At 71.3% G+C, this 24,987-nt stretch carries 19 protein-coding genes, 2 tRNA genes, 1 other RNA gene and 2 pseudogenes; 10 read left to right on the forward strand and 14 right to left on the reverse strand.

The window, feature by feature from the left end; all coding sequences use genetic code 11:
- Nucleotides 1-51 precede the first annotated feature (51 nt).
- Nucleotides 52-1,722 (reverse strand): DUF885 domain-containing protein, encoded by a 1,671-nt coding sequence (locus ABTW87_RS24890; protein ID WP_350653378.1) that lies wholly within the window; start codon nt 1,720-1,722, stop codon nt 52-54.
- 168 nt (nt 1,723-1,890) lie between these two features.
- Between ABTW87_RS24890 and ABTW87_RS24895 the strand changes: the two genes are divergently transcribed.
- On the forward strand, nt 1,891-2,886 hold the full coding sequence (locus tag ABTW87_RS24895) for a DMT family transporter (RefSeq protein WP_350653379.1): 996 nt from the start codon (nt 1,891-1,893) through the stop codon (nt 2,884-2,886).
- A gap of 46 nt (nt 2,887-2,932) precedes the next feature.
- Here ABTW87_RS24895 and ABTW87_RS24900 read toward each other — a convergent pair whose 3' ends face one another.
- The 3 genes from ABTW87_RS24900 to ABTW87_RS24910 all read right to left on the reverse strand — a co-directional run bounded on the left by ABTW87_RS24900 (nt 2,933) and on the right by ABTW87_RS24910 (nt 7,923).
- Nucleotides 2,933-4,003 carry a PHP domain-containing protein gene (locus ABTW87_RS24900; protein WP_350653380.1) on the reverse strand — a complete coding sequence of 357 codons (1,071 nt, stop codon included), beginning with the start codon at nt 4,001-4,003 and terminating at the stop codon, nt 2,933-2,935.
- A 71-nt stretch (nt 4,004-4,074) separates the two neighbouring features.
- Nucleotides 4,075-7,023 (reverse strand): glycosyl hydrolase, encoded by a 2,949-nt coding sequence (locus ABTW87_RS24905; RefSeq protein ID WP_350653381.1) that lies wholly within the window; start codon nt 7,021-7,023, stop codon nt 4,075-4,077.
- Nucleotides 7,024-7,197: 174 nt separating this feature from the next.
- Nucleotides 7,198-7,923, reverse strand: coding sequence for a M23 family metallopeptidase (locus tag ABTW87_RS24910; protein WP_350653382.1), 726 nt, complete (start codon nt 7,921-7,923; stop codon nt 7,198-7,200).
- 60 nt (nt 7,924-7,983) lie between these two features.
- On the opposite strand from ABTW87_RS24910, the gene ABTW87_RS24915 reads away from it, so the two are divergent.
- From ABTW87_RS24915 to ABTW87_RS24930, 4 genes are all read left to right on the forward strand, one after another.
- Nucleotides 7,984-8,346 carry a hypothetical protein gene (locus ABTW87_RS24915; protein ID WP_350653383.1) on the forward strand — a complete coding sequence of 121 codons (363 nt, stop codon included), beginning with the start codon at nt 7,984-7,986 and terminating at the stop codon, nt 8,344-8,346.
- 96 nt (nt 8,347-8,442) lie between these two features.
- Nucleotides 8,443-8,610, forward strand: a complete 168-nt coding sequence (locus ABTW87_RS24920; protein ID WP_350653384.1) for a hypothetical protein — start codon at nt 8,443-8,445, stop codon at nt 8,608-8,610.
- Nucleotides 8,611-8,730: 120 nt separating this feature from the next.
- Nucleotides 8,731-9,255, forward strand: coding sequence for a tRNA adenosine deaminase-associated protein (locus ABTW87_RS24925; RefSeq protein WP_350653385.1), 525 nt, complete (start codon nt 8,731-8,733; stop codon nt 9,253-9,255).
- 226 nt (nt 9,256-9,481) lie between these two features.
- Nucleotides 9,482-9,919, forward strand: coding sequence for a nucleoside deaminase (locus ABTW87_RS24930; protein ID WP_350653431.1), 438 nt, complete (start codon nt 9,482-9,484; stop codon nt 9,917-9,919).
- A 58-nt stretch (nt 9,920-9,977) separates the two neighbouring features.
- Here the strand turns inward: ABTW87_RS24930 and ABTW87_RS24935 are convergent, their stop codons facing one another.
- The 3 genes from ABTW87_RS24935 to deoD form a co-directional block, all read right to left on the reverse strand.
- A complete protein-coding gene (locus tag ABTW87_RS24935; RefSeq protein ID WP_350653386.1) occupies nt 9,978-10,433 on the reverse strand; it encodes an acyl-CoA thioesterase in 456 nt (151 codons plus the stop codon).
- Nucleotides 10,430-11,068, reverse strand: coding sequence for a TetR/AcrR family transcriptional regulator (locus ABTW87_RS24940; RefSeq protein WP_350653387.1), 639 nt, complete (start codon nt 11,066-11,068; stop codon nt 10,430-10,432). Before ABTW87_RS24940 ends, ABTW87_RS24935 begins: the two co-directional genes overlap by 4 nt.
- Before the next feature lie 127 nt (nt 11,069-11,195).
- Complete coding sequence (deoD, locus tag ABTW87_RS24945; protein WP_350653388.1) at nt 11,196-11,903, reverse strand: purine-nucleoside phosphorylase; 708 nt, start codon at nt 11,901-11,903, stop codon at nt 11,196-11,198.
- Between the two features lie 75 nt (nt 11,904-11,978).
- Between deoD and ABTW87_RS24950 the strand changes: the two genes are divergently transcribed.
- Nucleotides 11,979-12,065: transfer RNA gene (locus tag ABTW87_RS24950), tRNA-Ser, on the forward strand.
- A gap of 75 nt (nt 12,066-12,140) precedes the next feature.
- Here the strand turns inward: ABTW87_RS24950 and ABTW87_RS24955 are convergent.
- The 4 genes and pseudogenes from ABTW87_RS24955 to ABTW87_RS24970 all read right to left on the reverse strand — a co-directional run bounded on the left by ABTW87_RS24955 (nt 12,141) and on the right by ABTW87_RS24970 (nt 18,652).
- Nucleotides 12,141-13,369, reverse strand: a pseudogene (locus ABTW87_RS24955) (tyrosine-type recombinase/integrase).
- 16 nt (nt 13,370-13,385) lie between these two features.
- The gene (locus ABTW87_RS24960; RefSeq protein WP_350653389.1) at nt 13,386-13,586 is read right to left on the reverse strand and encodes a helix-turn-helix domain-containing protein; all 201 of its coding nucleotides are present in this window, start codon (nt 13,584-13,586) and stop codon (nt 13,386-13,388) included.
- A gap of 24 nt (nt 13,587-13,610) precedes the next feature.
- Nucleotides 13,611-15,109: pseudogene (locus ABTW87_RS24965) on the reverse strand (replication initiator); the annotation flags it as partial.
- Between the two features lie 462 nt (nt 15,110-15,571).
- Nucleotides 15,572-18,652, reverse strand: a complete 3,081-nt coding sequence (locus ABTW87_RS24970; RefSeq protein ID WP_350653390.1) for a tetratricopeptide repeat protein — start codon at nt 18,650-18,652, stop codon at nt 15,572-15,574.
- Nucleotides 18,653-19,222: 570 nt separating this feature from the next.
- On the opposite strand from ABTW87_RS24970, the gene ABTW87_RS24975 reads away from it, so the two are divergent.
- Nucleotides 19,223-19,630, forward strand: coding sequence for a DUF805 domain-containing protein (locus ABTW87_RS24975; protein ID WP_350653391.1), 408 nt, complete (start codon nt 19,223-19,225; stop codon nt 19,628-19,630).
- 133 nt (nt 19,631-19,763) lie between these two features.
- Here the strand turns inward: ABTW87_RS24975 and ABTW87_RS24980 are convergent, their stop codons facing one another.
- Nucleotides 19,764-20,258 carry a thioredoxin domain-containing protein gene (locus tag ABTW87_RS24980; protein WP_350653432.1) on the reverse strand — a complete coding sequence of 165 codons (495 nt, stop codon included), beginning with the start codon at nt 20,256-20,258 and terminating at the stop codon, nt 19,764-19,766.
- A gap of 32 nt (nt 20,259-20,290) precedes the next feature.
- Complete coding sequence (locus ABTW87_RS24985; RefSeq protein ID WP_350653392.1) at nt 20,291-20,905, reverse strand: hypothetical protein; 615 nt, start codon at nt 20,903-20,905, stop codon at nt 20,291-20,293.
- A 320-nt stretch (nt 20,906-21,225) separates the two neighbouring features.
- Here ABTW87_RS24985 and ABTW87_RS24990 point away from each other — a divergent pair, with 320 nt between their 5' ends.
- Nucleotides 21,226-21,840: an NAD(P)-dependent oxidoreductase gene (locus ABTW87_RS24990; protein WP_350653393.1), complete on the forward strand. Its 615-nt coding sequence runs from the start codon at nt 21,226-21,228 to the stop codon at nt 21,838-21,840.
- Here the strand turns inward: ABTW87_RS24990 and ABTW87_RS24995 are convergent.
- Nucleotides 21,814-21,898: transfer RNA gene (locus ABTW87_RS24995), tRNA-Ser, on the reverse strand. The two genes, ABTW87_RS24990 and ABTW87_RS24995, sit on opposite strands and share 27 nt — an antisense overlap.
- 81 nt (nt 21,899-21,979) lie before the next feature.
- Here ABTW87_RS24995 and ffs point away from each other — a divergent pair.
- Nucleotides 21,980-22,070: signal recognition particle sRNA small type (gene ffs / locus ABTW87_RS25000), an RNA gene on the forward strand.
- 195 nt (nt 22,071-22,265) lie between these two features.
- Nucleotides 22,266-24,917: a DNA polymerase III subunit gamma and tau gene (locus ABTW87_RS25005; RefSeq protein WP_350653394.1), complete on the forward strand. Its 2,652-nt coding sequence runs from the start codon at nt 22,266-22,268 to the stop codon at nt 24,915-24,917.
- Nucleotides 24,918-24,987: the final 70 nt, after the last annotated feature.

Below are 24,987 nucleotides of genomic sequence, written 5' to 3' on the forward strand. Positions count from 1 at the left end.
AGCGGGTGCGGGGCCGGCAGTCCCACCGGCCCCGCACCTCGCGAACCGGCCCTAGAGTCGGGCGAGCGCCCGGCGCAGCGGGTCCAGCCCGAGCGCGCCCAAATCGAGCGCCTGCCGGTGGAACTCCTTGAGGTCGAAGTCGGCGCCCTTGCGGGCCATCGCGTCCTCCCGCGCCTGCAGCCAGATGCGCTCGCCGACCTTGTAGGACGGCGCCTGGCCCGGCCAGCCGAGGTAGCGGTTCAGCTCGAAGCGCAGGTTCTCGTCCGGCACGCGGCAGTGCGCGCGCATGAACTCCCAGCCGAGCTCCGGCGTCCAACGCTCGCCCGGGTGGAAGCCGAACGGGTTGTCCGCCGGGATCTCCAGCTCCAGGTGCATACCGATGTCGACGATCACCCGGGCGGCCCGGAAAGCCTGCCCGTCGAGCATTCCCAGCTTGTCGCCCGCGTCCTCCAGGTAGCCCAGCTCGTCCATCAGCCGCTCGGCGTACAGGGCCCAGCCCTCGCCGTGGCCGGAGACCCAGCAGAGCAACCGCTGCCAGCGGTTCAGCGTCTCGGCGCGGACCGCCGTCTGGGCAACCTGCAGGTGGTGGCCCGGCACGCCCTCGTGGTAGACGGTGGTGACCTCGCGCCAGGTGGAGAAGTCGGTGACGCCCTGCGGCACCGCCCACCACATCCGGCCGGGGCGGGAGAAGTCCTCACTCGGGCCGGTGTAGTAGATCGACCCGTCGCTGGTCGGGGCCAGGCAGCACTCGATCCGGCGGACCTGCTCCGGGATGTCGAAGTGGGTGCCGTGCAGTTCGCTCATCGCCTTGTCGGCGAGCGCCTGCATCCAGTCGCGGAACGCCTCCTTGCCCTGGATGGTGCGGGCCGGGTCGGCGTCGAGGGCCGCCACCGCCTCGTCGATGCTCGCACCGGGGCCGACGATCCGCGCGGCCACCGCCCGCATGTCCGCCTCGAGCCGGGCCAGCTCCTCGAACCCCCACGCGTACGTCTCGTCGAGGTCGACCCGGGCACCGAGGAAGTACTGCGACGCCAGCTCGTAACGCTCCCGCCCGGCGGCCTGCTTCTCGCTGCCCAGCGGGACCATCTCGGTGCGGAGGAACTGGCCGAACTCGGCGGTCGCCGCGGTGGCGGCGGCGGCACCGCGGCGCAGCTCGGCACCCAGGACGCCCTCCTCGGCCAGCCGCTCGACCAGGCCGTGGAAGAAGTTGTCCCCGTCGGGGTCCACCCAGATGTCGCACTGCTTGGCGACCTCCAGGAGCTGCGCCCGCGAGCTGACCTGGCCGGCCTCCGCCGTCGCGCGCAGCGTGGTCTTGTAGTCCTCAAGAGCGCCGGCGAACTTGTTGAGGCGGGCCGCGATGTTGGCCCGGGCGTCCTCGCCCTCGGTCGGCATCAGGTCGAAGACGGACCGCAGGTCGTGCAGGCCGCTGGTGATGACGCTGACCCCCCGGCCCACCTCTCCCGCCTCGTACCGGGCGAGGTCGAGGCCGAGCCGCTCCTGCATGGCCTCCTTGGCCGTGCGCTCCGCCTCCGTCTCCGGCTCGGTGACATCGAGGTCGGCGAGGGTCCGCCGGGTCAGGTCGGCGTGGGCCGCGTACCCGTCCGGCGAGAGGTCGTCGAGCTGGTCGTCGTAGCCCGCGATACCGACGTAGGTGGCACCGGTCGGGCTCAGCGCGGCCCAGTCCGCCACGTACCGGTTGGCGATGTCGTCGATTCGTCCCACGCTGCGACCCTACGCGACCACCGGGCCTGGTTGTCGACACGGTTTGCGGTGTCCGGCGCGGCGGTTCGGGACGGCCGGCCGGCCATCGGGCCACGGTCTCCGTGACGGTCGACACGACGTCCGGAAAGCGCGCGACTTCGGTCGTACGCCTGCGGCAGAGTGTCAGGGGTGACCGCCGATATCACTCCTGACCGGGCGGCTCTTCGGAGCTGGCTGCCCGGGTTCGTCGCGCTGGCCGCGATCTGGGGCTCCAGCTTCCTGTTCATCAAGGTCGGGATCCGTGAGCTCCACCCGCTGCAGCTCACTCTCTACCGGGTCGCGGCCGGCGCGGTGACGCTGCTGGTCGTGCTCGCCGTGCTGCGCGACCGGCTGCCCCGCGAGCCCCGCGTCTGGGCCCACCTGTTCGTGATCGGGGCGCTCGGCGTGGCGGTGCCGTTCACCCTCTTCGGCTACGGCGAACAGCGGGTGGAGTCGATGCTCGCGGGCATCTGGAACGCCACCACACCGTTGATCGTGCTGCCGATGGCGGTGCTGGTCTTCCGCACCGAGCGGCTGACCGTCCGCCGGGCCGTCGGGCTCGGTCTGGGCTTCGCCGGTGTGCTTGTCGTGCTCGGGGTCTGGAAGGGCGTCGGCGGAGCCCACTTCACCGGCCAGCTGATGTGCTTCGGCGCGGCGGCCTGCTACGGCGTGAGCATCCCGTACCAGAAGAAGTTCGTGGCCGGCAGCTCGTACTCCGGCCTGTCGCTCTCCGCCGCGCAGCTGCTGATGGCGGTGGCGCAGCTCGCGGTCGTCACGCCGCTCGTGGTGGGCGCTCCGCCGCTGCCGACCGCCCTCTCCGGCGAGGTCCTGGCCAGTGTGCTCGCGCTCGGCGCGCTGGGCACCGGGCTGGCCTTCGTGATCAACATGCGCAACATCCGGGTGGCCGGCGCGAGCACCGCCTCCACGGTGACGTACCTGATCCCGGTGTTCGCGGTGGTGATCGGCGCGCTCGCGCTGAACGAGCGACTGACCTGGCACCAGCCGGTCGGCGCGCTGGTGGTGCTGCTCGGCGTCGCGGTCACCCAGGGCCTGGTCGGCCGCCGCCGCACCTCGCCCACCGTGGCCGTCGGCACGCCCGCGGTCCCCGCCGCCGAGCCCGTCGTGCAAGGAAGGGCCCCCTATTAACGCCGCCGGTAGCGGAAGGGTCCCCTGTTAACAGGTGCGGCCGGTGTCAGGAGCGGCTCGCGGCCCAGGCCACGAGCCGCTCCGCCGGCCACGTGTTGACCACGCGATCGGCCGGGACGCCGCAGCGCGCGGCGCGTTCGCAGCCGAAGCGCTGCCAGTCGAGCTGACCGGGGGCGTGCGCGTCGGTGTTGATCGCGAAGAGGCAGCCGGCTTCGAGCGCCCGCCGGATCAGCCGCTTCGGCGGGTCCTGCCGCTCCGGCCGCGAGTTGATCTCGACGGCCACGCCCCGCTCGGCGCAGGCCGCGAAGACGGCCTCCGCGTCGAACTCGCTCTCCTTACGCGTACGCGGCCGGTGCGCCCGGTCGCCCGGCCCCTTCACGCCCTCCGGGCGGGACGACACCATCCGGCCGGTGCAGTGGCCCAGGATGTCCAGGTGCGGGTTCGCGATCGCGGCGAGCATCCGGCGGGTCATCTTCCCGCGCTCGTCGTTCAGGCCGCTGTGCACCGAGCCCACCACCACGTCCAGGCGGGCGAGCAGCTCCTCGTCCTGGTCGAGCGAGCCGTCGGCCAGGATGTCGACCTCGATGCCGGTGAGGATCCGGAAACCCTCGGGCAGCGCCTCGTTCAGCTTCGCCACGTGGTCCAGCTGGCGGCGCAGCCGGTCGGCGGTAAGCCCGCGCGCGACCTTCAGCCGCGGCGAGTGGTCGGTCAGCACCACGTACTCGTGGCCCAGCTCGACCGCCGCGAGCGCCATCTCCTCGATCGGTGAGCCACCGTCGGACCAGTCGGAGTGGGTGTGACAGTCGCCGAGCAGGGCCGTACGCAGGGCGGTGGCCTCCGCATCCAGGTCGGATCCCTCGGTCGCCACCAGCCGGCGCAGGTAGACCGGCTCCTCGCCGGCCAGTGACTCGGCGACGCAGCGGGCCGTGACGTCGCCGACCCCGGACAGCTCGGTCAGCTTGCCGGTCCGCGCCCGCTCGGCGACCTCGGCGGACGGCAACGCGGCCAGGGCGTTCGCGGCCGAGCGGAAGGCCCGGACGCGGTAGGTGGCCTCGTTGGCCCGCTCCAGCAGAAAGGCGATCCGGCGCAGGTCGGCGATCGGGTCCCGGGCGGTCATGCCCAGCAACCTACGCGATGGCGCGGCCGCCGGTCGGCGGACGACCGGCGGCCGCGGGGCCGGGGGTGCGGTCAGGAGTACGGGAGGCGCACGACCGAGCGGTCGCCGACGCCCAGCGTGGTCGGGTTGACGCCGATGGCGGACCAGACCTCCACCCGCACCGTCCCGCCGGACAGGTCGCCCAGGGCGCCGGTGCCGGCGAGCAGGCCCTGGTTCTGGGTGTAGTGCTCCCAGCCGGGGATCGGGTCGGTGGCGAAGTAGCGGTACGTCTCGACCCGCTCCCAGCTGCCGTCCCCGGTCAGGTCGTACGAGATCCTCGCCTGCACCCCGTTGCCGACCGCCTGATTCGCGTCGAGGAACAGGTCGAAGGTGGTCGGCCCACCGGTGTGGGTCAGGCCCAGCCCGGTCGCGGTGAACACCAGCGGGTTGTGCGGGGTGCCGTCGTGGTTGCCGTTGGCGCCGCTCACCGTGGCGGTCGCGGCGCCGCCCGCGGCGCCGAGGCCTCCGCCGGGCAGCAGGTACCTCGTCGGCGAGTCATCCGGCGGCGGAGTGGTCGGGCTCGGCGTGCCGGTGGGCGGCACGGTCGGCGTCGGGCTCGGTGTGCCGGTCGGTGTCGGGCTCGGCGTGCCGGTCGGCGTCGGGGTGGGGGTCGGGTCGGCGCCGCCGTTGGCGCTGCCGCCGCTCCAGGTGTGCGCCCCGGAGGTGGCCGTCCGGCCCGCCGGTACGTCCAGCCGTGTCCCGTCGGAGAACGTCACGGTCAGCGGGTCCGCGGTGATGTTGCTGGCGACGTACGTGCGGGCTCCGTTCTTGACGAAGACCGCCGTGAGGGGGTGGTTCGCGGTGACCCGGGTGTCGACCTGCCCCAGCGCGGCCAGGTTGCGGATCCAGTGGAAGGTGTGTGCCCGGCTCTCGCCCTCCTCCGGGGTGTACCCGGGGTTGGCGCGCAGCTTCGCCAACGCCGCGTCGGGGTCGCCGAGGGCCAGGAACTGCCACAGGATGTCCGACCAGACGGTGGGTTCGCCGCCGTTGTTGCGGACCAGCTCCTGGTAGTTGGTCACGTTGTAGGCCGGGTGGTGGCCCAGGTACAGGTGGCCGCCGGTCACCGGCAGCATGTTGATGCCCTGGATCATCTCCGGCTCGGCGCTGAACCAGGTCGCGTACGCGCCCCCGTCGCCCCAGACCATGCCGACCGTCGAGTGCCCGAAGCCGGCCGGGTAGTTCTGGTCGGCGACGTCGAACCAGTACTCGTGGATCGCCGCCGCCTGGGTGGTGTGGAGGAAGACGCCGGCGTCCCGGACCGCCGTGTCACCGGTGGCCTGGCCCCACTGGATCAGGGCGTTGGCGAAGTTCATCCCCTCGGACGAGGACTCCTGGTTGTTGCCGGAGAAGAAGGAACCGTGCCCGGCGGCCCAGTCGTGGCCGGCGTAGATGTCGAAGTCGCGCAGGTACGGGAAGCGCTGGTCGGAGCGGTCGTAGTTGTTGGCGTCGCGGATCAGCAGGTCGATCATGCCGCCGTACTGGTCGTCGCGGGCCCAGTGCGGGTCGAACTTGGCCAGGGTCGCGGCGGCGGCGACGAAGTAGCCGTAGTGGAAGTGGTGGTCGTTGAGCTCCTGGTCGGACCCGTACGAGGCCGGGTAGCCGATCAGCGTGCCCCAGTTGCGGTCGTAGTGGAACAGCCGCGCGGTCTCGCCGGGCGACGCGGTGAGCCAGTCGTTGAGCGTCGAACGGATGGCGTTCAGCGCCGCCGTACGGGTCTCGGTGTCGCCGACCTGGTCGGCGATCTCGGCGATCCGGGCGGCCCGGCCGAGTCCCTTTCCGGTCCAGTAGGTGTCGGTGCCGCGCTGGTCCATCGGGTTGCCCCGGACCGCCGCGAGGTGGTCGCGCAGGGTCGCCAGGTCGGATCCGGAGCCGGTGGCGACCGCCGGCACCTCGGGCAGCACCCCGTGGAACCGCATCGAGGTGCGGAACTGGTCGACACCGGTGAGCACCTTCATCCGGCCGCGAGCGGAGGGATAGGTCGGCGGGATCGGGGTGGCGCCGGTGAGCACCTTCCACTGGTGCGGGTAGAGGCTGACCACGGTGTCGTCGGCCGTGCCCTCCCGGGCGGTGGTGGTGAACGCGTACGTGGTGGTGACGGTGCTGGTCGTCGGCTCGTACGCGTACGACACGCGGGTGCCGGTGACGTGGGCGTGCGCGTACCGGCCGTAGGTGGTGGCCAGCTCGACGCGTTCGGCCGCCGGGGTGGCCGGCGTGGTGGGCAGCAGGGCGACGGAGAAGTAGCCCTTCCCGGCGAGGTTCGAGGTGATGCGCCCGCCGGTCACGGTCCAGCCGGCGCCGCTCGGGGCGTACGCGACGTAGTCGTGGCCGCGGACGCTGAAGCCGATGGTCGGGCCGTTGTTCGACCAGACCGTGGCGGCGCCGCCGGTCGGGTTGATGTGCGCGTCACCTCCGGTGGCCTGGAAGTACGCGAAGGGCAGGCCGTGGCCGATGGTGGCGCGCAGGGTCCGCGCCCCGTCGGCCCAGTACGGGGTGACCGTCCAGTCGGTCCAGTCGTCGACCGTGACGACCGGTGCCCCGAGTGCGCCCACGCCGACCCGGATGTCCTCGACGTAGCCGAACTTGTATTCACCGACGCCGGTCGCGGTGCCGGTGATGGTCGGTGTGGAGGTGGCGGAGAAGCCGAGGCCGTCGCCGAAGGTCTGGAACGACAGCGGATGGGCGTGCAGCGGCTCGCTGTACGAGCAGTTCGTCCGCTTCCACAGCAGTGACGACCACCAGTCGTTCGTGGGCACCGGCCCGGCCGGCGCGTCGGCGGTGACGAACCGGCGGGGGTTGGTGGTCAGGTCCGCGCAGCCGGTGGGGAGCGGGCCGACGCGTTCGGTGGTGTAGCTGCCGGCACCGACGGCGGCAGCGTGGGCGGGGGCGGTGGCGACGACCGCGAGACCGCCCAGGACGAGGGCCAGGGCGGCGGTGACCGCGAGGGCGCGGTGTGGCGCAGGAGGTGGCACGGTGCCTCCCATCGCACGAGCGGTTCGGCTCGGCGCTAGTCGAATTGTCAGGAAAGTTGCTCGTGAGAGCGCTCTCTTGGCCGGCGACGCTAACCCAACGCCTCAAGGCACGTCAATGTTTCTGCCTCGTTGCGCACTGATGACGACAAATCCGGGATGGTGCTCCCGCTCCCGGTGCGCCCCCGCCTAGCGAGCGGCGGGCGCCTTCGGGCAGCCGTGCCGGCGGTGCCAGGCGGCCACCTCCGCCGCGGGCGACCGGTCGACGCCCCGCCGCCACGCGTCCAGGTACGGCGCCGGCCACACCACGCCACGCCGGATCCACCAGCCGTCCTGTCCCGGGCACGGCGGCGAGATGCCGAAATGCAGGTGGCACACGTTGTTCGCGTTGCCGGTGCGGCCCACCGTGCCGAGCCGCTGGCCGGCCCGGACACGTACCCCGGGGTCGATGCCCGCGGCCACCTCCGTCAGGTGGGAGCCGTAGTACCGCACACCGTCGTCGCCCAGCACCGAGACCGACAGGCCGCCGTTGTAGGGACCGCGCGGGCCACGCCGGTCGAACCGGTCCACCCGGCTGACCTCCAGCACCGTCCCGTCGGTCACCGCCACGACCGGCTCGCCGCAGTCGGCGAAGATGTCCGTGCCGGGATAGGCCGAGTGGGTCGGGTGGTAGGCGACCTTCCGGGCGCGTACCGGAAAGACGTGCCGGACCGGGGCGCGGGTCGGCGTCGCCGACGGGCCGCCGGGCGGCACGGCGATCGGCGGCACCGACGTGGCCGGCTGGTCGGCGGTGGCCAGGCCGGTCGGCGCGCCGACGTCCGCGCCGGGCCGGGTCGTCGCGCAGCCGCCGGCCAGCACCGACACGATCAGCAGCAGGACCGGGTACGCGCGGCGGCGGCTCGACGGCGGGGGCATCCGGACATCCTGGCAGACCAGTACGGTGGGGACGAGAGGCGTGTGTGGAGGGAGGCGACCGTGACCGACCCGTACGGCGGGTTCCGCCCGCGCAACCCGTCGGGGCTCTTCCCGTCCGGTCCGCCCGCACGGCCCACCTACCGCGAACCGCACCCCGTCTCCGGTTCCGGGGTCGCCCTCGGCGGTGCCGGCGCCGCCGCCTGGCTGCTGCTGTTCGGGCTGCTCGGCACGGACGTCCGGACGTACGTCTGGTGGACGGCCCTGGCCGGCGGCCTCGCGTGGCTCGTCGCCCTCCTGCTGGTCCGGCACGGTGACCGGGGCGTCGGCGCCGGGATCGCCATCGTCACCGGCGGCGGGTGGAGCATCGCGGCGGCGGTCGTGCTGACCCGCTGGGCGGCCGGCGGCGACTGGCCCCTCTGGTGAGCCGGTGGGCCGCGGCGGGATCGCGGTCGGTCGCGGGTCGGCTGCGCAGCGAAGCCCGTCTTGACTTGCCGACGGGGCTGGCGCACTCTCGGCGGTATGGCCTGGACCACTCCGCGGCTGGACCCTGAGCGCAGCCGCCGCCGCCTCCAACTCCTCGCCGAGTTGGCGGGCGCGCGGACGGTACGCCAACGGGAGCGGCCGCAGCGCCTGCGCAGCGAACGGCTGCGCCAGCTCATCGCCACCCGGCGACGCGTCGCCGGATGACCCCACCCACCCCAGGATTGGCCGGCCCTTCGGGGCGTTGACCGGTCGCCTGCCGACCCGACCGGCTAACGTGCACGCGTAACGGGTCGGTTTGCGGCGCCGAGGCAGTTTGGGGGGACCGTGTCGTATTTCGCTGCGGCGGTGGTGCGCGACGAGAGCGGCTGGACCGCCGCCGAGGTGAACCTGCGCGGGGTCGCCGACATCGACGACGTCGCCGATCGGTTGCGTGACGCCGACCCGGACGCCGACCTGTCGCTGCTGTTCGTCGAGGCCGAGGACGCGTACCTGGTGATCCTGCGCCTCGACGAGGGCGAGGATCTGCGGGTGTTCGGCTCCGACTCGGCGTACGCCGAGGAGTCCCGGCTGGGCGCGCTGCTGGTGGGTGACCTGAAGACCTCGGTGACCGGCCTCGACGAGACCGAGGAGTCCCGCCCGTCCAGTGGCGACGAGGACAGCGAACAGCCGGCCGTCGACCCGGAGGCGGACCCGGTCGGCGACGCGGACCTCCTCGCCGACCTGGGCATTCCCGCGCCTAAGCTGCTGGCGCTCTGCACCCACGAGGGCATGCTGCCGGCCGACGTCACCGCCGAGGTGTGCGCGGTGCTGGGCTGCGCCGACGAGGTCGAGGAACTGCGTGAGGTCTGAGCCGACCGGTCCAGGGGCGGCCGGCGGCGCGCCGCTCCCGCACGGCCCGGCGGGGGAGCCGCTGCTCCCGCACGGCGGTGAGCCGGCCGACGCCACCGATCCGGCACTGGGGACGGTCCGGCCCGGGCAACCGACGCCCGGCCGCGCCGGTCGGATCGGCCCCGGCGCGGGCGAGGGGCTGGCCGACCCGGACGGCGCGGGTCGCCGGCAACGCCATGAGCTGTGGATGCGCCGGGCGCTGGAGATCGCCGTGACCGGCGCGGACACCAGGGCCGCCGCCCCCGACGACATACCGGTCGGCGCGGTGCTCTACGGCCCGGACGGGATCGAGCTGGCGACCGGCCGCAACGAGCGGGAGCTGACCGGCGACCCGACCGCGCACGCCGAGGTGCTGGCGTTGCGCCGGGCCGCCGGCCGGCTGGGCGGCTGGCGGCTCGACGGCTGCACCCTGGTGGTCACGCTCGAACCCTGCACGATGTGCGCCGGCGCGCTGGTGCTGGCCCGCGTCTCGACCGTCGTCTTCGGTGCCTGGGAGCCGAAGACCGGCGCGGCCGGCTCACTCTGGGACGTGCTGCGCGACCGCCGCCTCAACCACCGTCCGGAGGTCTACGCCGGCGTCCTAGAAGCCGAAACCGCCGCCGTCCTGCGCGCCTTCTTCCGGTAAGGAAGGGCCCCTTATTAACGCCTCCGGTAGTAGCGGGGCCCCCTCTTAACAGGTGTGTTCAGGTCGCGGGGCGCAGCAGGGCGGCCGCGACCGCCCGCGCGGTGTCCGTCCACGGAGCCGGGCGCATGGTCGCCGGGTCGAGTCGCACGATGGCCCGGCGACCCTCGGCGTACACCGTCGCGCCGTCGACCGAGCGGAACCGGAAGGCGTACTCGCCGCTGCTCGTGCCGAACCGGTCGAGCCAGAAGTGGACGGCGACCGGGCCGGTGCCGGTGATCGGCGCCCGGTAGGTGATGTTGAACTCGCGGACCGCGTGGAAGGCGTCCGGGGCGACGTTTCCGGCCCGGAAGGCGACCCCCCGCTCAGACCAGTACGCGGTCAGCGCGCGCTCCAGCAGCACCGCGTACCGGGCGTTGTGCAGGATCCCCAGGGCGTCGAGGTCGTCGAAGTGCACGGTGACGTGCTCGACGTGGCCGAAGTCGACGGCGGGCGGGTCGGCGAGGGCGTGGCTCATGTCTGGCCTTCCGGTAGCAGGGCCGGGTCCGGGCAGAGCGCCCGGAGCCGGGTCAGCACGGCGTGCCGTGCGTGTGCGTAGGTGGTCTCCGGGTCGAGCAGCCGGGAGCGGACGGCGGCGGCGATCCCCAGGGCGTCGACCTCGTACGCCAGCCGCGCGACGTCGGTGCCGGTGGGGAGTTCACCGGCGTCGACCGCCTCGCGGACCAGCCGCTCCAGGAAGCTGGTCCAGCGGGCGAAGACCTCGGCGAGCCGGTCCCGGACCGGGCCGGGGCGGGCGTTGTACTCGAACTCGGTGCTTGCGAAGAAGCAGCCGCCGGGAAGCGTCCCGGTCTCGTAGAAGGCGATCCGGGCGTCGTGCAGGGCCCACAGCCGGCGTACGCCCGGGGGTGCCGCCAGGGCCGGCGCCACGATGCGCTGCTGCCACTGCTCGACGGCCCGGTCGACGGTCGCGAGCTGGAGGGCCTCCTTCGACCGCCAGTGCGCGAAGAGGCCGGACTTGCTGACGCCCAGCGCGTCGGCGAGCTGCCCGAGGGACAGGCCGTGCAGGCCGGCCTCGGTGGCGAGCACCACCGCGGTGTCCAGCACCGCGGTGCGGGTGCGTTCGCCGCGGGCGAGGCGGCCGTCGACAGTCATGAGGGCAGCGTACGCAATTAGCACGACCGGTCGTGCTGTTCTTCTGCGTGATGCCCGTCACCGGTTCGCGAACGCGGGCCGCCCCGCCGACCGGACCGGACGACGGGGCGACGAGGCGGTGCGGATGTCAGGCGGTGATGGTGTCGAGGGCGATCTCCACCATCTGGCTGAACGTCTGCTCCCGCTCCTGCGACGTGGTCTTCTCGCCGGTGCGGATGTGGTCGCTGACGGTCAGGATGGTCAGCGCGCGTGCCTTGAACCGGGCGGCGATCGTGTACAAGGCGGCCGACTCCATCTCGACCGCGAGGACGCCGTAGTCGGCGAGCGTGTCGTACAGGTCCGGCCGGTCCGTGTAGAAGGCGTCCGCCGCGAGGATCGGGCCGACCCGCATGGTGATGCCGCGCCGCTCGGCCACCTCCACCGAGGTACGCAGCAGCCCGAAGTCGGCGACCGGGGCGTAGTCGATCAGGCCGTCGAAGCGCATCCGGTTCATGTTCGAGTCGGTGGAGGAGCCGATCGCCGCCACCACGTCGCGCAGCCGCAGGTCCTCCGTGAGCGCGCCGCAGGAGCCGACCCGGATCAGCGCCTTCACGCCGTACTCGTTCACCAGCTCGTGCGCGTAGATCGAGGCGGACGGCATGCCCATGCCGGAGCCCTGGACAGACACGTCCACGCCGTTCCAGCGGCCGGTGAAGCCGAGCATCCCGCGGACCGTCGAGTAGCACCGGGCGCCCTCGAGGTAGGTCTCCGCGATCCACTTGGCCCGCAGCGGGTCACCCGGCATCAGGACCCGTTCGGCGATCTCTCCCGGCTTCGCGCCGATGTGCGTACTCATGGCAAGGATCCTGCCAGGCCACCCGGCGGCATACCGGTTCGGCGTCCGAACCGGGGGTCCTGTACCCTACTCGGCGGTGGTGTGTCCGAGTGGCCTAAGGAGCACGCCTCGAAAGCGTGTGAGGGTTCACGCCCTCCGCGGGTTCAAATCCCGCCGCCACCGCTCGTGACAAGCGAGAATGCCCGGTCGATCCTCGAGGATCGACCGGGCATTCTCGCTTGTGGTCTCAGTTGCGGCTCAAGAGCGCGATTTCGGGTCCTCTGTCGGGCTGTCCCAGAGCAGCCCTCCGACGCGCTGCGCGATGTCCCGGCGCACCTGGGCGGTGAGGTGTTGGTACCGGGCCGCCATCGCTGAGTTCGACCAGCCCATGATTCCCATCACCGCCCGCTCGGCTACGCCGAGGATCAGCAGCACGGTTGCGGCGGTGTGCCGGGCGTCATGCAATCGGCCGTCCCGTAGCCCAGCCAGCTTGAGCAGTCGCTTCCATTCGTCGTAGTCGGTGCGCGGGTTGACCGGGCCGCCGGTCGGCGTGGCGAACAGCCAGTCACCTCCCTCCTAGAGTTGGGCGGCGGTGGCGCGCTCCTGGTCCTGCTCGTCGCGGTGCTTGCGGAGCAGCGCCACCAGCTCGTCAGGGAGCCCGATGCTGCGCCGGCCGGCCCGAGACTTGGTGTCGGCGGTGTCGGCCCGCACCTGACGGCGGTCGGGACAGTGCCCGCCGTGCTTTCGGCCGCACGGCGAGCGGCACCCGTGCTCCCACCGCGGCCGTTGCCGGCCGCGCCGCACCGTCAGCGTCCCGGCGTCCAGGTCGACATCCGACCAGCGCAGGCCGAGCGCCTCCCCTTGGCGCAGGCCGAGGGCGAGCGCGACCGCCCACCGCGCGCTGTTGCGGCGGCCTGGGTGACGGCCAGGAGCCGCTGCACTTCGTCGACGGTGTACGGCTCAATTTCGCTCTCGGGCAGGCGTGGTGCCTTGGCAAGGGCGGCAGGGTTCTTCGCCAGGTGCCCCCGACGTACCGCCTCGTTGAGCGCTGTACGGATGGTGCGGTGGGCTTGGTGAGCCGTCGCAGGAGCGCTGCCATTCTGCTGCATTCGTCGGTAGAAGCGTTCGAGGTGCTCAGGCTCCAAACGCTCAAGCCGGTGGGCCCCGAGGCCCGGAATGAGATGTCGGTAGACGGCGACCCGGTAGCCGGCGATGGTGTTCTCTCGCACGGCTGGGGCGGCGATATTTTCCACCCAGTGAGTTAGCCAGGTCTGCACCGTCCAGCGCTGGCCGGCCTTGCGAATTGTGCCGCTCTCCCGCTCCCGTTCCAGGAGCCGGACCTCCTTGATGACCGCAGCCCCCGTCCTCCCTCGGACGTGCCGGCGGTCCGGCTTGCCGTCGTCCTTCACGCCGACGGTTACCCGACCGTGCCAGGAACCATCGGCGCCGAGATAGATGCTGGATGCGCCGTTCGGCTTGCGTCCCATCGCCGGGCTCCTTTCGTCAAGCGGCGGGATTGAGGGGCGTCGGTTCGGCGAGCAGGTCTCGCACGTATTCGTCGAGGCAGAAGGTGGGTACGCGGCGGAGGCGACCGATGGTGACGGTGCGCACTTGGCCGGCTTTGACGAGGGCGTACATGGTGGTGCGGCCGATGCCGAGCCGCCGAGCGGCTTCTTCGATGGTGAGCAGTTCTCCGGGGTTCATCGCGTTCCTTTCGGTGGCGTTTGGTTAGGCGGCGGTGGGCAAGGCTGTGCTGGTGGTGCCGAGTTCGTGGGCGAGCTCTTCGCGGCCGGTGGTTCGTCGCTCGCGCGCCATGGCGGCGGCGGTGTTGGCGAGCAGGGCGTCTCCGGTGGTGTGCCAGCCGACGCCGGCGAAGGTGAGGGCGCCGACGACGAGGGTGGTGGTGTCGTCGAGCTGGTCGACAGCGCGAAGCCCGCTGTTGTGCTCGTCGGTCTGGTGGTGGTGCTCGTGCCGTCGGTAGGCGACGCGGGTGTCCCGCAGGAGTTGGAACGTCACCGAGTAGCGGCGGCCCTTGGTGAGAAGGTGGCCGCCGTAGCCGAGCATGTGTGCCCACCGTCGTAGCCGGGCGTAGGAGCCGGGTTCGGGTCTGCTGGCCGGTTCGGCGTCAAGGGCGGCTTGACGCGCGGCGGTGCAGGTGGGGCAGGCGGCGTAGCGGGTGTGGGTGCCGCAGTCGGGACACTCCCAGCGCTCGACGAAGCCCGGTCGGGGGCGTGGGTCGCGGGGCCGCTCGGCCAGGGGTAGGGGTGTGCTGGTGGGTCGGCCGATGCGCCAGCAGGCGTCGATGAGGCGGGCGGTGTGGTCGCCGTCGGGGTCGGCGTAGTCGCCGATCGTGTCGGCGGTCAGGCGGGTGCTGGTGTGCCCGGTGGCCTCGGTGCTCTTGGTGGCGTACTTGGCAAGGTATCCGGCGGCCATGCCGTCGGTGACGTCCCCGTCGAGGCCAGTGGTGATGGGTCGGATGTCGAGCTGCTCGCCCCAGGCGATGAGCCAGCCCTCAGGCCGGTCCGGGTGCGGCGGGGTGTGGAACGCGACCTGGGCGGCGGCGTGGCGGAACGCGTCGACGAGGTCGTCAACGGTGAACCCGGCCGGCGGGGGGACGATCGCGTCGGGGTCCTGGCCGTCGACACCGTCGAGACGGGCGATGGCATGGAAGTGCACCGCTCCCCGTGCCTGCAGTTCGGCGACCTTCCCGGGTGAGAGCCGCACGGGCGGGACCTTGCGGATGCGTCCGGAGGCGGTGGCGACCTCGACGCGGGGGATACCGCGTCGACGGGCGAGCTTGGCCAGGTAGCGTTCCGCGGCTTGCTTGGTGCGGTGCCACAGCTCCCCGGAGAACAGGTTCCAGACGACTTGGTGGTCGTGGTCGTAGCAGTCCAGGCACAACGGCCTACCAAGCACCGCGTCCCCGGCTTCATGCCGCGCCCAGCAGACGGCGGGCCGGCCGTGCTCGCAGAGGCCGACGTCGCGGCGGGCGTGGCACGGTTCGGCGCGGCAGTCGCAGCGGCGGCGGTTGCCGCAGGTGTGCCGCTTGACCACCCGGGCGTGAACCGGCCCGAACGACGGGGCGGTGAACGTCGGGAACACCGCTGGATGCTGCGCGACCGATTCGGGGACGCCCTTGCCGCCGACGAGGCCGGCGCGCAGGAGTTGAAGGCGTCGCGCTGGTAGGTCTGCGCGCACGACGGGCAGACGGCGGCGCGGCGGTTGCCGGGATCGTGGCCGTGCCGGTGTCGTGGGCTGTCCTTCGGCAGGTTGAAGCAGAGAGAGGCGAGCGGAGCCCGGACGCTGCGGTGAACGTGTACGTGCTCCAGACGAGCAGCGGGGAGCAGTTGGGGCTCTCGCGCATCTTGGCCGACGAACGTCACGACGAACTAGACCCCTCCACTGTGGTCGCCATGACGCTGCTGCACAAGTGAGGCGGGGCCACCATCTGGCTGTCGACAGCAACGCTGACAGCAACCGCGCCGAACGGCGGCACACCGACGAGGGCACACGTGGATGAGACTCCGAGCTAGCAGCCGTTGCCGGACGTCTGCGGACGCGATGCACAGAGCTTGTAAGCGAGACGTCGGCGGCAGTCGCAAGGTTCGGGCCAAAGAAAGACTGAAGGTCGGACTTCACGGTGCCCGCCCGTTCTACTTCGGAACATGGAGCTCAATCGTGCGATTTTCTCACCTGTCGGAGACGCCGGATAGCCGGTCCTTGGCGTCGTGGTCGCCCACGGCGGCCATATCCCGCAGATCGTCGATTCGCCCGTGCTGTTCCAACAACTCGATCAGTCGAAGCCTTGCGGTGTCGTGGCCCGCTGCTGTGCTCTCCCGCAACTCCTCAATGGCCTCATCGACTCGCCCCTGCTCCACCAACAGATTGGCGAGACGCAGGCTGGCGTACGGGTCGGCGGCGGCAATCCTCCGCAATTCCGCGACCGCCTCGTTTACCTTGCCTTGCTGAACCAGCACGGTAACGAGCCGGTGCCGCGTGTCGCCATCAATAGCGATTTTCCGAAGCTCTTCGGTATTGCCCTGTTCCGCTAATAGGTCAACTAGTTGCCGGCGGCTGTAGTCGTCATCGTCGGAGGCTAGTGCGCGCAGCTCGCTGAGTCGCCCTTGATCTCTTAATAATTTTGCTAGACAATTCCTGGCCTGCCGGTCTCCAGTAGTTGCCAACTCCTGCAGTTCCTCGGCTCGTTCCTGCTTTGCGAGAAGCTCTGCCCGCCAGTACTTGGCGCGGTGTTCACCGGCGTCAGCAAGTTCCCACAGCACATCAATGCGCTCCTGCTCCGCCACCAGGTCCGCCACTCGCGATACTGCGAGCAAATCACCGGCGGCCATCATTTTCCGCGCGTGAATGACTGCCTCTCGTACCCGTCCCTGCCGGCACAGCACGGTAATGAGTTGACGCGCGGCCCGGTCGTCACCGTCCATCACAAGCTCCCGTAGCTCGTCTACCCGCTCGCGCTCGGCGAGCAATTTGATTAGGTAGGTCCTGGCGGAGTTCTCTCCGGCTTCTGAAAGATCCCGTAGTTCCGCGATCGCCTCGTCCACTTTGTTCTGAGACGCGAGCAGTTGAGCGAGTTGATGCTTTGCGGCTGGGTGGATGGCCGCGAGTTCTCGCAACTCAGCTACCTGTCCCTGCTCCCGTAGGAAATTCGCAAGCCGATGAATGGCGCTGCTGTCACCCCTGAAGGCCAGTTCTCGCAACTCATCGATGCGCCCTTGCTGGACCAACAACCTGAGGAGTCGCCAATGTGCGGCGTATGTATCCTTTCGGCGAAGCTCCATGAACAACTCGTCTATCCGCCCATATTCTTCCAGCAGGTCGAGGAGCCGGGGCCACGAGTCGCGGCTGATGCTAGCGGCAATGCGCATTTCTTCGATTCCCTCTTCGACCCTCCCCAGCTCGATTAGGACGTAAGCGAGCCGCTCACGAGCGAAGTGGGCGCCGGCGGTGACGGCGCCACGCAACTCTCGGATCGCTTCGTCCGCGCGCCCTTGGCCGATCAATAGACTTACCAGCCGGGAGTTGTCATAATCTGCTCGGGTGGCCGCGGCTGTACGTTCCACTGCGATGGCTTCGTCTACACGCCCTGTCTCGACGAGCAGCTTGATCAGGGTTGGTCTGGCGAAGGGATCGTTTGCGTTGACGAGTTGCCGTAGCTCTTCGATCGCCTCGTCTACTTGCCCCTGCTCGATCAGCAGATTAGCCAACCAATGCCTGGCGTTGTCGTCGCCATCAGCCACCAGCCTTCGCAGTTCATCGACTCGCCCCTGCTCGACGAGCAGTTGTTGTAGGTGAAAGCGAGCCATCACGTGCGGGTAGGCTCGGCGGTACCAGACGATCGATTGGTCGTACATGTCGAGCTCCCGGGCCTTACCCGCGAGTTGTAGCAAGTCGTCGACATCGGTGATGTACGGAGACAGCGCGTCCCATAGCGGCTCGGGAAGGACCTCGAAGTAGCGACGTTTGGCACCGTGCTGTTGGAGATAATCCGCGACCTCGTACCCTTGCACGGTGCCGATCTTGGGGCCTGGTACCGGATAAAGGGCCTGGACATCCCCGGGCAGGCGCTGCGTGGCGTAGGCCAAGCCGACATCGAACCAGTCGCTGGTGGCCTGAGCGAGCTGCGTATCGGTGAGGTAGATCGGGGCGACGGCGGTGAGTAATTCCACGCCCAGAGGGGCACGCACGCCGAGGCGGCGGATGTCGATAGCGGCCGTGAGTATCGCCGCGCCGTAGGGTTCAACGCCGGTCGAATTTTCCCAGTGGTTCACGAGGTGTGGAACACCGGCCAAGTGTTGCGTTACCCCATAGCGGATGTCCGCCAGCGCCCGGACCAGCCGCCGATCTGCGGTAGCGGTCGCCGTGTCAGCTACCCGGTCGCGCTCCCGCTGGCTGAATTGCTCCGGCACCCTCACGATCGAATCGAAGTCTGGCTCGCCGCCTAGGGCCAGCACCTCCCGAGCGTCGCGCCACGGATCGCTGACCCGGCTGTCAGGGTTGCTGGAGGCCTGCGGTACCGCGGTCAGCTGCTGGTAAGGGCCCGGCCAAAGCATGTCGACGACTACCACCGGCCCGGCTACGCGTTCCCGGTTGATCAGGGCAAGTACGTCGGTCCGGGTTAGGCCGCCATGTGCCAGGTAGCGCACCGATGGAGTGTCGTCCAGCCATACAACCGTACGGCCGGGCAGTTCGTCGGTCGCCTGACGCAGCGCCTCAACATCGTCGACGAGCAGCAGTTGCCAGCCTTCGCAAACATTTCGTACGGCTTCGTAGAGGCTTCTCGACTTGCCGGTTGACGACCCGCCCACCACGACCAGCAGGCCACCGCTGGTCGCCGCCGACCGGAGCCTCTCCCGTAGCCTTCGGTCGTGATCGCGCAGCACATAGGACGGCAGCCCCATGCCTTGGCCCGCCTGCTGCCCTACGGCGGGGGCACGGTGGACACCGAGCTGCTCTGGCTGACACTCGTTCACTGGAATGAGACGCCACCGTCGTCGCTGGGCAACGGTGACGGGAACCACGGCGGCAGCTTGCCGTAGCGCAAGCACACCGAAGAAGATAGTGACGGGAAATCCCAACACACCGGTGATCCAGCCGACTCGCTCCACCCAACCCCATGGGTCGTCCGCCGGATCCCCCGCCAACGCCTGCCACCAGCCCAGCCGCACGCCAACAGCGGCCAGCATGGCGACCATTGTGATCACGCCGGCGCCCCAAGCCGTGATCCAGAAGCCTCGCCGCCGCCGACTCATCCATCAATGATGACCTGATCAGTCAATCACCCGCTGGTCACGCAGGTTCCGAGCAGCACGCGGGTTTAGGTCGAGCTTGCGGGGGAGCGAGGCAATGTGCCCCCGAGGCTGTTGGTCGGAGTCGTGGTCTCAATCGTGGTCTCGTTCTCTGTCGTCCACTGCAGTTCAGGGCTATACACCTACAGGGCGCAGCCTGCGGCTTGAACGCCGCCGGTCGGTGTTAGATGGAACGTCGCAGACCTCGAAAGCGTGTGAGGGTTTACGCCCTCCGCGGGTTCAAATCCCGCCGCCACCGCTCGTGAAGTGCGAGAACGCCCGGTCGATCCGTGAGGATCGCATCGGGCGTTCCGTTTCTGGCCTCGGTTGCGGTCTCGGTCGGCACTCCGGTGCTCGTCCGCGCCGCCCGGCGGGCATCGCCACAGCGGGCCGCCGACGCGCCATCCGCGTACCACAGCAAGGCCAAATGGCGTTGGGTGCTGGGCCGTACGGCCATTGATCAACCGCTGTCCGTCTGCTTGGCTCCGTCGCAATTGACCTTCAGGTCTCACCTCTCACTGCGCTGGAGATTCCATGTCCCCGGTTGATGCCATCAAATCCGTCCTCTCCCAGTACGTGGGCTTCCGCGGTCGAGCCCGCCGATCCGAGTACTGGTGGTTTGCCCTTTTCACCATGATTCTCAACGTTGTCGCCGTAATCCTGGACGGCGCGCTCGGGACCAAACTCGGGTCGGACCCCGGCTCCACGGGCGTCATCGGACTCATCGTCACCCTGGCCCTGCTGCTGCCGGGCCTGGCCGTTTCCGTGCGGCGACTTCACGACACCGACCGCTCCGGCTGGTGGCTGTTGATCGGCCTCGTGCCTCTCGTGGGGTTCATCGTCCTTCTCGTGTTCTTCGTGAAGGACGGCACGCAGGGCAGCAACCGGTTCGGTGCCGACCCGAAGGACGCTCCGTACGCCGCCGCCCCCAGCCTGGCCTGACCGGGCCCATCGGCTGGCGTTTGCTCGAACTGGGCCAGCCCAGGAAAGCCTGTGCCGGCGGCGACAGCAGATCGGCTGTCGCCGCCGGTCAGGCGCGACACTCCCCGGGTCACCGCCTCTGCCTCCGCCAATTTCAGCAGGGGGCGTGCCCTTCGTCGAAGGCGCGCTGCGCCCAGTCGGCGTACCCGGCGATGACCTTGTGGACGGTCCCGCCGTCGTGCAGGAAGAGGTACGCCCGGTCGCCGTCGCGGGCCAGCAGGCCGTCGAAGCGGTACGTCCCCTGTGGAGCGTCGAGGTGCCGCGCCGCCGGGTAGCGCTCACGCACCTCGGCGAGCGGGGTGCCGGCGGCCACCCCCTCCGGGGTGCGCACCGGCTCGCCGGCCCACAGCAGCACCAGCCGGTCGTCGACGAAGATCGGGCTGACCGTCTCGTGGCCGGCCAGCGTCGGGCCGCACGCGTCGATGTCGGTGCGGAGTATGCCGCGCCGGGTCAGCTCGTCCTCGGTGTCGCCGAAGTCGATGTCGGCGAGCCCGTCCAGGTCGACGACCGTGACGGCGGCTGCCGGTTCCACGACGGCGGTCCCGTCCGGTCGAACAGCGCCGCTGCCCGAGATCCAGGCAGCGGTCATCAGTGCGGCAATGAAGCCGAATTGTCGCAATTTCATGGAATCCCCCAGTCCCCAACGGAACGGGGGCCATCTGGTTGCTGGCCGACGCCGGATTGCCGCTCTTCCCACTCCTCGGCCAGATCGTCCCAGTAGTCCGCGCTCAACCCGCGGCGCCCGTGCGCCAGCCAGCCGGCGGTGTCCCGCTCGACGTGCAGACCCAACTCGGCGAACGGGTCGATCCACGCGCCGGGCTCCACGCCCAGCTCGACGAGGGCGGCGTTGACCGGCCACTGTCCGCGGGGCCGGTCGAAGGCCGAGTCGAACAGCGGCCCCCAGGACCGCTCGCCCTGAAGCCATACAACCGCCGCCTGGTAGCCGAGGCCGCCGGCGAACTCCGCCTCGACGTACGCCACCGGCCCCCGTCTCGACCAGCGGGCCAGCACCTCGGTCAGCGCGGGGGAGAGTGCCAGCGCGAACGGGTGCTTCGGGTCGGGCTTCTCGACGGCGTAGTCCGGCGGCGCCCCGGTCAACTCCTCGACGAGTTGCGGGGTCACCGGGAGCAGCGCGAAGTCCTGCCGCAGCGCGGCGAGAACCGCGTGGTCCAGGTCGCGGGTCTCCTCGCGGAGCACCTCGGCGTCCGCGACGACCGCGCTGAGCTGGTAACTCACGCCGCGTCCACAGGCTGTGGATAGAACATGTGTACGACGAACGGCAGGCGCACGCCGCTGCTGCGGCTGCTCTTGCGCGACTGCGCGTCGTTCAGCTCCATGTCCCCGCACTTCCCTGTCAGTTCGCCTGATTGCCGGGCGGGGCGGCGCCTGATTGCCGGCGGGGCAGCGCCTCGCCGCGCACGTCCTCCCACACCGCAGTATCGCCGCGACATCCGCCACCGCGAGGACCTGCTCACGCATCGACGTGGCTGGAGCGGAACGCTGTCAACGCAGCAGGACCTTGACCTGAAGTCGAGTTCACGTCTCATGATTGGCCGATGACAGAGTTCAGGAGTGTCGCCGTTGTCGGCACGGGTGCGATCGGCTCGGCCGTGGCGCGGCGCCTGCTGACCGGTGGTCACGACGTGGTGGTGTGGAACCGCACCCCGGCGCGAACGGCGGGCCTCGTGGAGTCGGGTGCGGTGCCGGCCCGCACGGTGACGGAGGCCGTGGCGACGACCGAACTGGTCCTGCTGACCGTCACCGACCAGGAGGCCGCGCGGCAGTGCCTCGATCAACTCGACGGCGGACTGGCCGGGCGGACGGTAGTGACGATGTGCACCGGAACTCCCGAGGAGGCCCGGCGGTCGTCGGCGGAGGTCGCTCGACTGGGCGGCCACTACCTGGACGCAGGCATCCAGGCGGGGCCCGACGCGATCGGTACGGAAGCGGCGACGATCCTCTACAGCGGCGACCGGACGGCGTACGAGCGGCACAGCGAAACGCTCCGGCTGCTCGCCCACCCCGGTTCGTCGGGACCGCGCCCGACGCGGCAGCCATCTGGGACCTTGAGGGTCTCACCGCGCTGGTCGGGTGAGACGACGACGGGCCGGCTCCCACCGGGAGCCGGCCCGTCGATCAGGGTGCGGAGGATACGAGATTCGAACTCGTGAGGGTGTTAACCCAACACGCTTTCCAAGCGTGCGCCCTAGGCCTCTAGGCGAATCCTCCGCCGAACAGGATACAGGTCCCGCCGGAATCGCCCACCCCACCACCCCCTGATGATCCACCGCCGGTCGGGTACGCTTGGCGTACCCCCCGTGCGGCGTGCATCTCGTGAACCTCCCCAGGGCCGGAAGGCAGCAAGGATAAGCGGGCTCTGACGGGTGCACGGGGGGCCTTTCTGTGCCGCCCGCGGCACCCGCCGCCCGCGGTACCCGCCGCCCGCAGCACGCGCCGGCCGCCGGGTGTTAACAAGGGGCCCTTCCTCTACCGCAGGCGTTAACAAGGGGCCCTTCCTTGCGTCGGGGCGGGGTGGTGGGTGGTCACCCGCGCCTGACCGGCGCAGAATGGCTCGGTCGAGAGGAGGCGGGACGCCGTGGCGCTGGCGCTCTACCGCAAGTACCGGCCGCGTACCTTCGCCGAGGTCATCGGGCAGGAGCACGTGACCGAGCCGCTGTCGCAGGCGCTGCGCAGCGGGCGGCTCAACCACGCGTACCTCTTCTCCGGCCCCCGGGGCTGCGGCAAGACCTCCAGCGCCCGCATCCTGGCCCGCTCGCTCAACTGTGCGCACGGTCCCACCCCGGAGCCCTGCGGCACCTGCGACTCCTGCCGGGCGCTCGCCACCGACGGCGCCGGTTCGATCGACGTCATCGAGATCGACGCGGCCAGCCACGGCGGCGTGGACGACGCCCGCGAGCTGCGGGAGAAGGCGTTCTTCGCACCGGCGCAGAGCCGCTTCAAGATCTACGTCATCGACGAGGCGCACATGGTCTCGTCGGCCGGCTTCAACGCCCTGCTCAAGCTGGTCGAGGAGCCCCCGGAGTACGTCAAGTTCATCTTCGCCACCACCGAGCCGGAGAAGGTCCTCGGCACGATCAAGTCGCGGACCCACCACTACCCGTTCCGGCTGATCCCGCCGAAGGTCCTCCGGCCCTACCTGGAGCAGCTCTGCCAGGCCGAGGGGGTCCAGGTGGAGCCGGCGGTCTTCCCGCTCGTGGTGCGGGCCGGTGGCGGCAGCGCCCGGGACAGTCTCTCCGTGCTCGACCAGCTCATCGCCGGCGCCGGTCCGGAGGGCGTCACCTACGCGCGGGCCGCCGCGCTGCTCGGCGTCACCGACTCGGCGCTGATCGACGAGATGTGCGACGCGCTCGCCGCCGGGGACGGCGCCGCCGCGTACGCCACCGTCGACCGGGTCGCCGAGGCCGGGCACGACCCGCGTCGGTTCGCCTCGGACCTGCTCGAGCGCCTGCGGGACCTGATCGTCCTGCAGCAGGTGCCGGACGCGGCGACGAAGGGCCTGATCGACGGCCCGGACGATCAGATCGAGCGGATGACCGCCCAGGCCCAGCGGCTCGGGCCGGGCACGCTGTCCCGGTGCGCCGACATCGTGCACGACGGCCTGGTCGAGATGCGCGGCACCACCGCGCCGCGCCTGCTGCTGGAGCTGATCTGCGCCCGCATGCTGCTGCCCGGCGTCGACGACTCGACCGGCGGCCTGCTCCAGCGCCTCGAACGCATGGAGCGCCGGCTCACCCTCGCCGGCGCCGACGCGCCGCCGGACGCCGCCGGCTCCGCGCCGGTCGCCGACCCCCCGGCGGTACGCCCGGTGCCTCCCGCCGCGCCCGCGGCTGCCGCCGCGATCCCGGGTGACCCCGCCGGCACGCCGGCGGCTGCCGGCGCCCCGGTCGGGGTGGCCGCCGCCCGCGCCGCCGCCGCGACCGCCGGTGCCCGTGCCGCCGGTGGCCGTGCCGCAGCCGACTCCGGTGCCGGGGTGGCGGCCTCGAGCGGCGGCCCGGCGACCGCCGCACCCGGTGCCGGGGAGACGGCTTCCGCCGCCCCGGGCACCGGAACGGAAGCGTCGACCGGTGCGGCGGGCGGAGCGGCCGGACCGGATTCCGGGGATTCCTCCGGTGCCGGTGCGGTAAGCGAAGCGGCTGCCACGGGTGGCCCGGCGACGGCTGCCCGGCGTGCGGTGCCGCCGTCCGCCGTGATGCCCGACCCGGCGACCCCGGCGCCGCCCCGCCCCGGCGCTGCGGCCCCGGGTGCCCTGGACGCGGTGGCCGTGCGGCGGGTCTGGCCCGAGGTCGTGGGCATGGTCAACCGCACCAACAAGCGGATCGCGGCCCTGATGCGGGACGCGGTCGTCCGGGACCTGGACGGTGACACGCTGGTCCTGACCGTGAAGTCGTCGGTGCTGGCCCGGATGATGTCCGACCACGCCGCCGTGCTCACCGACGCGCTGTACGAGGAGTTGGGCGGGCGCTGGCAGATCCGGTGCGAGGTGGCCGGCGAGCGGAGCGGGGCGTCGCCCGGCGGCCAGTCCCGGCGGGCCGCTGCGGCCCGGCCGGCCCCCGCCGACGACCCGGCGGCTCCACCGGTGCGGTCCGCCGCGTCGGACCGGGCGTCGGCCCGCCCGGGTGACGGGGGCCAGGCGGATGGTGGCGACGACGACGAGGAGTGGCCGGAGCCGGCCCGTCCCGGTGGCGTTCCGTCCGCACCTGTCGTACCCGCTGAGGCGGCCGGGGAGGACTGGCCGTCCCCGGCACGCCCCGGCGGGACGGCACCGCCGGGCGGCTCCGAGCCGGCCGCGTCGGCCCGGACGTCGGACTCCCCGGCCGGAGCGCCGCCGCCGGGCGCAGGTGCGGCCGCTGCGCCGACCGCCGTACCGAAGCCGGCCGGGCCGGTCGCGGTCCAGGCCGGCGGGACGCCGGTGAGCAGTGCGATCGCCGCCGCCCGGGCGGCGGCCGCCGGCGCGGGCAAGGCGCAGCGGTCCGCCGCGCCCGCCCGGAGGACGGCCGATGCGGACTGGGCCGGCGAGCCGCCGTACGACCCGGACTACGACGGTCCGGTGGGCGGTGGTGGCGCCCCACCGGCGGCACCGGTGTACGAGGGGTTCGACCCCGGCGACGAGCCGCTGGACGAGGTGATCGACGAGCGGACCGCCCGGCAGTCCAGTGAGGAGCAGGCGGTCCGGTTGCTCCGGGAGGCGTTCGGCGCCGAGACGATCGACGAGGTCGACGCCCGCTAGGCGGGGGACGGGCGACTCGGGGTCCACGGCGTCGGGCCGTCCTGCGGACGGGGCTGACCGACGCCGAGTG

The organism is Micromonospora sp. NPDC126480 (genome assembly GCF_040302465.1).
Lineage (GTDB): Bacteria > Actinomycetota > Actinomycetes > Mycobacteriales > Micromonosporaceae > Micromonospora.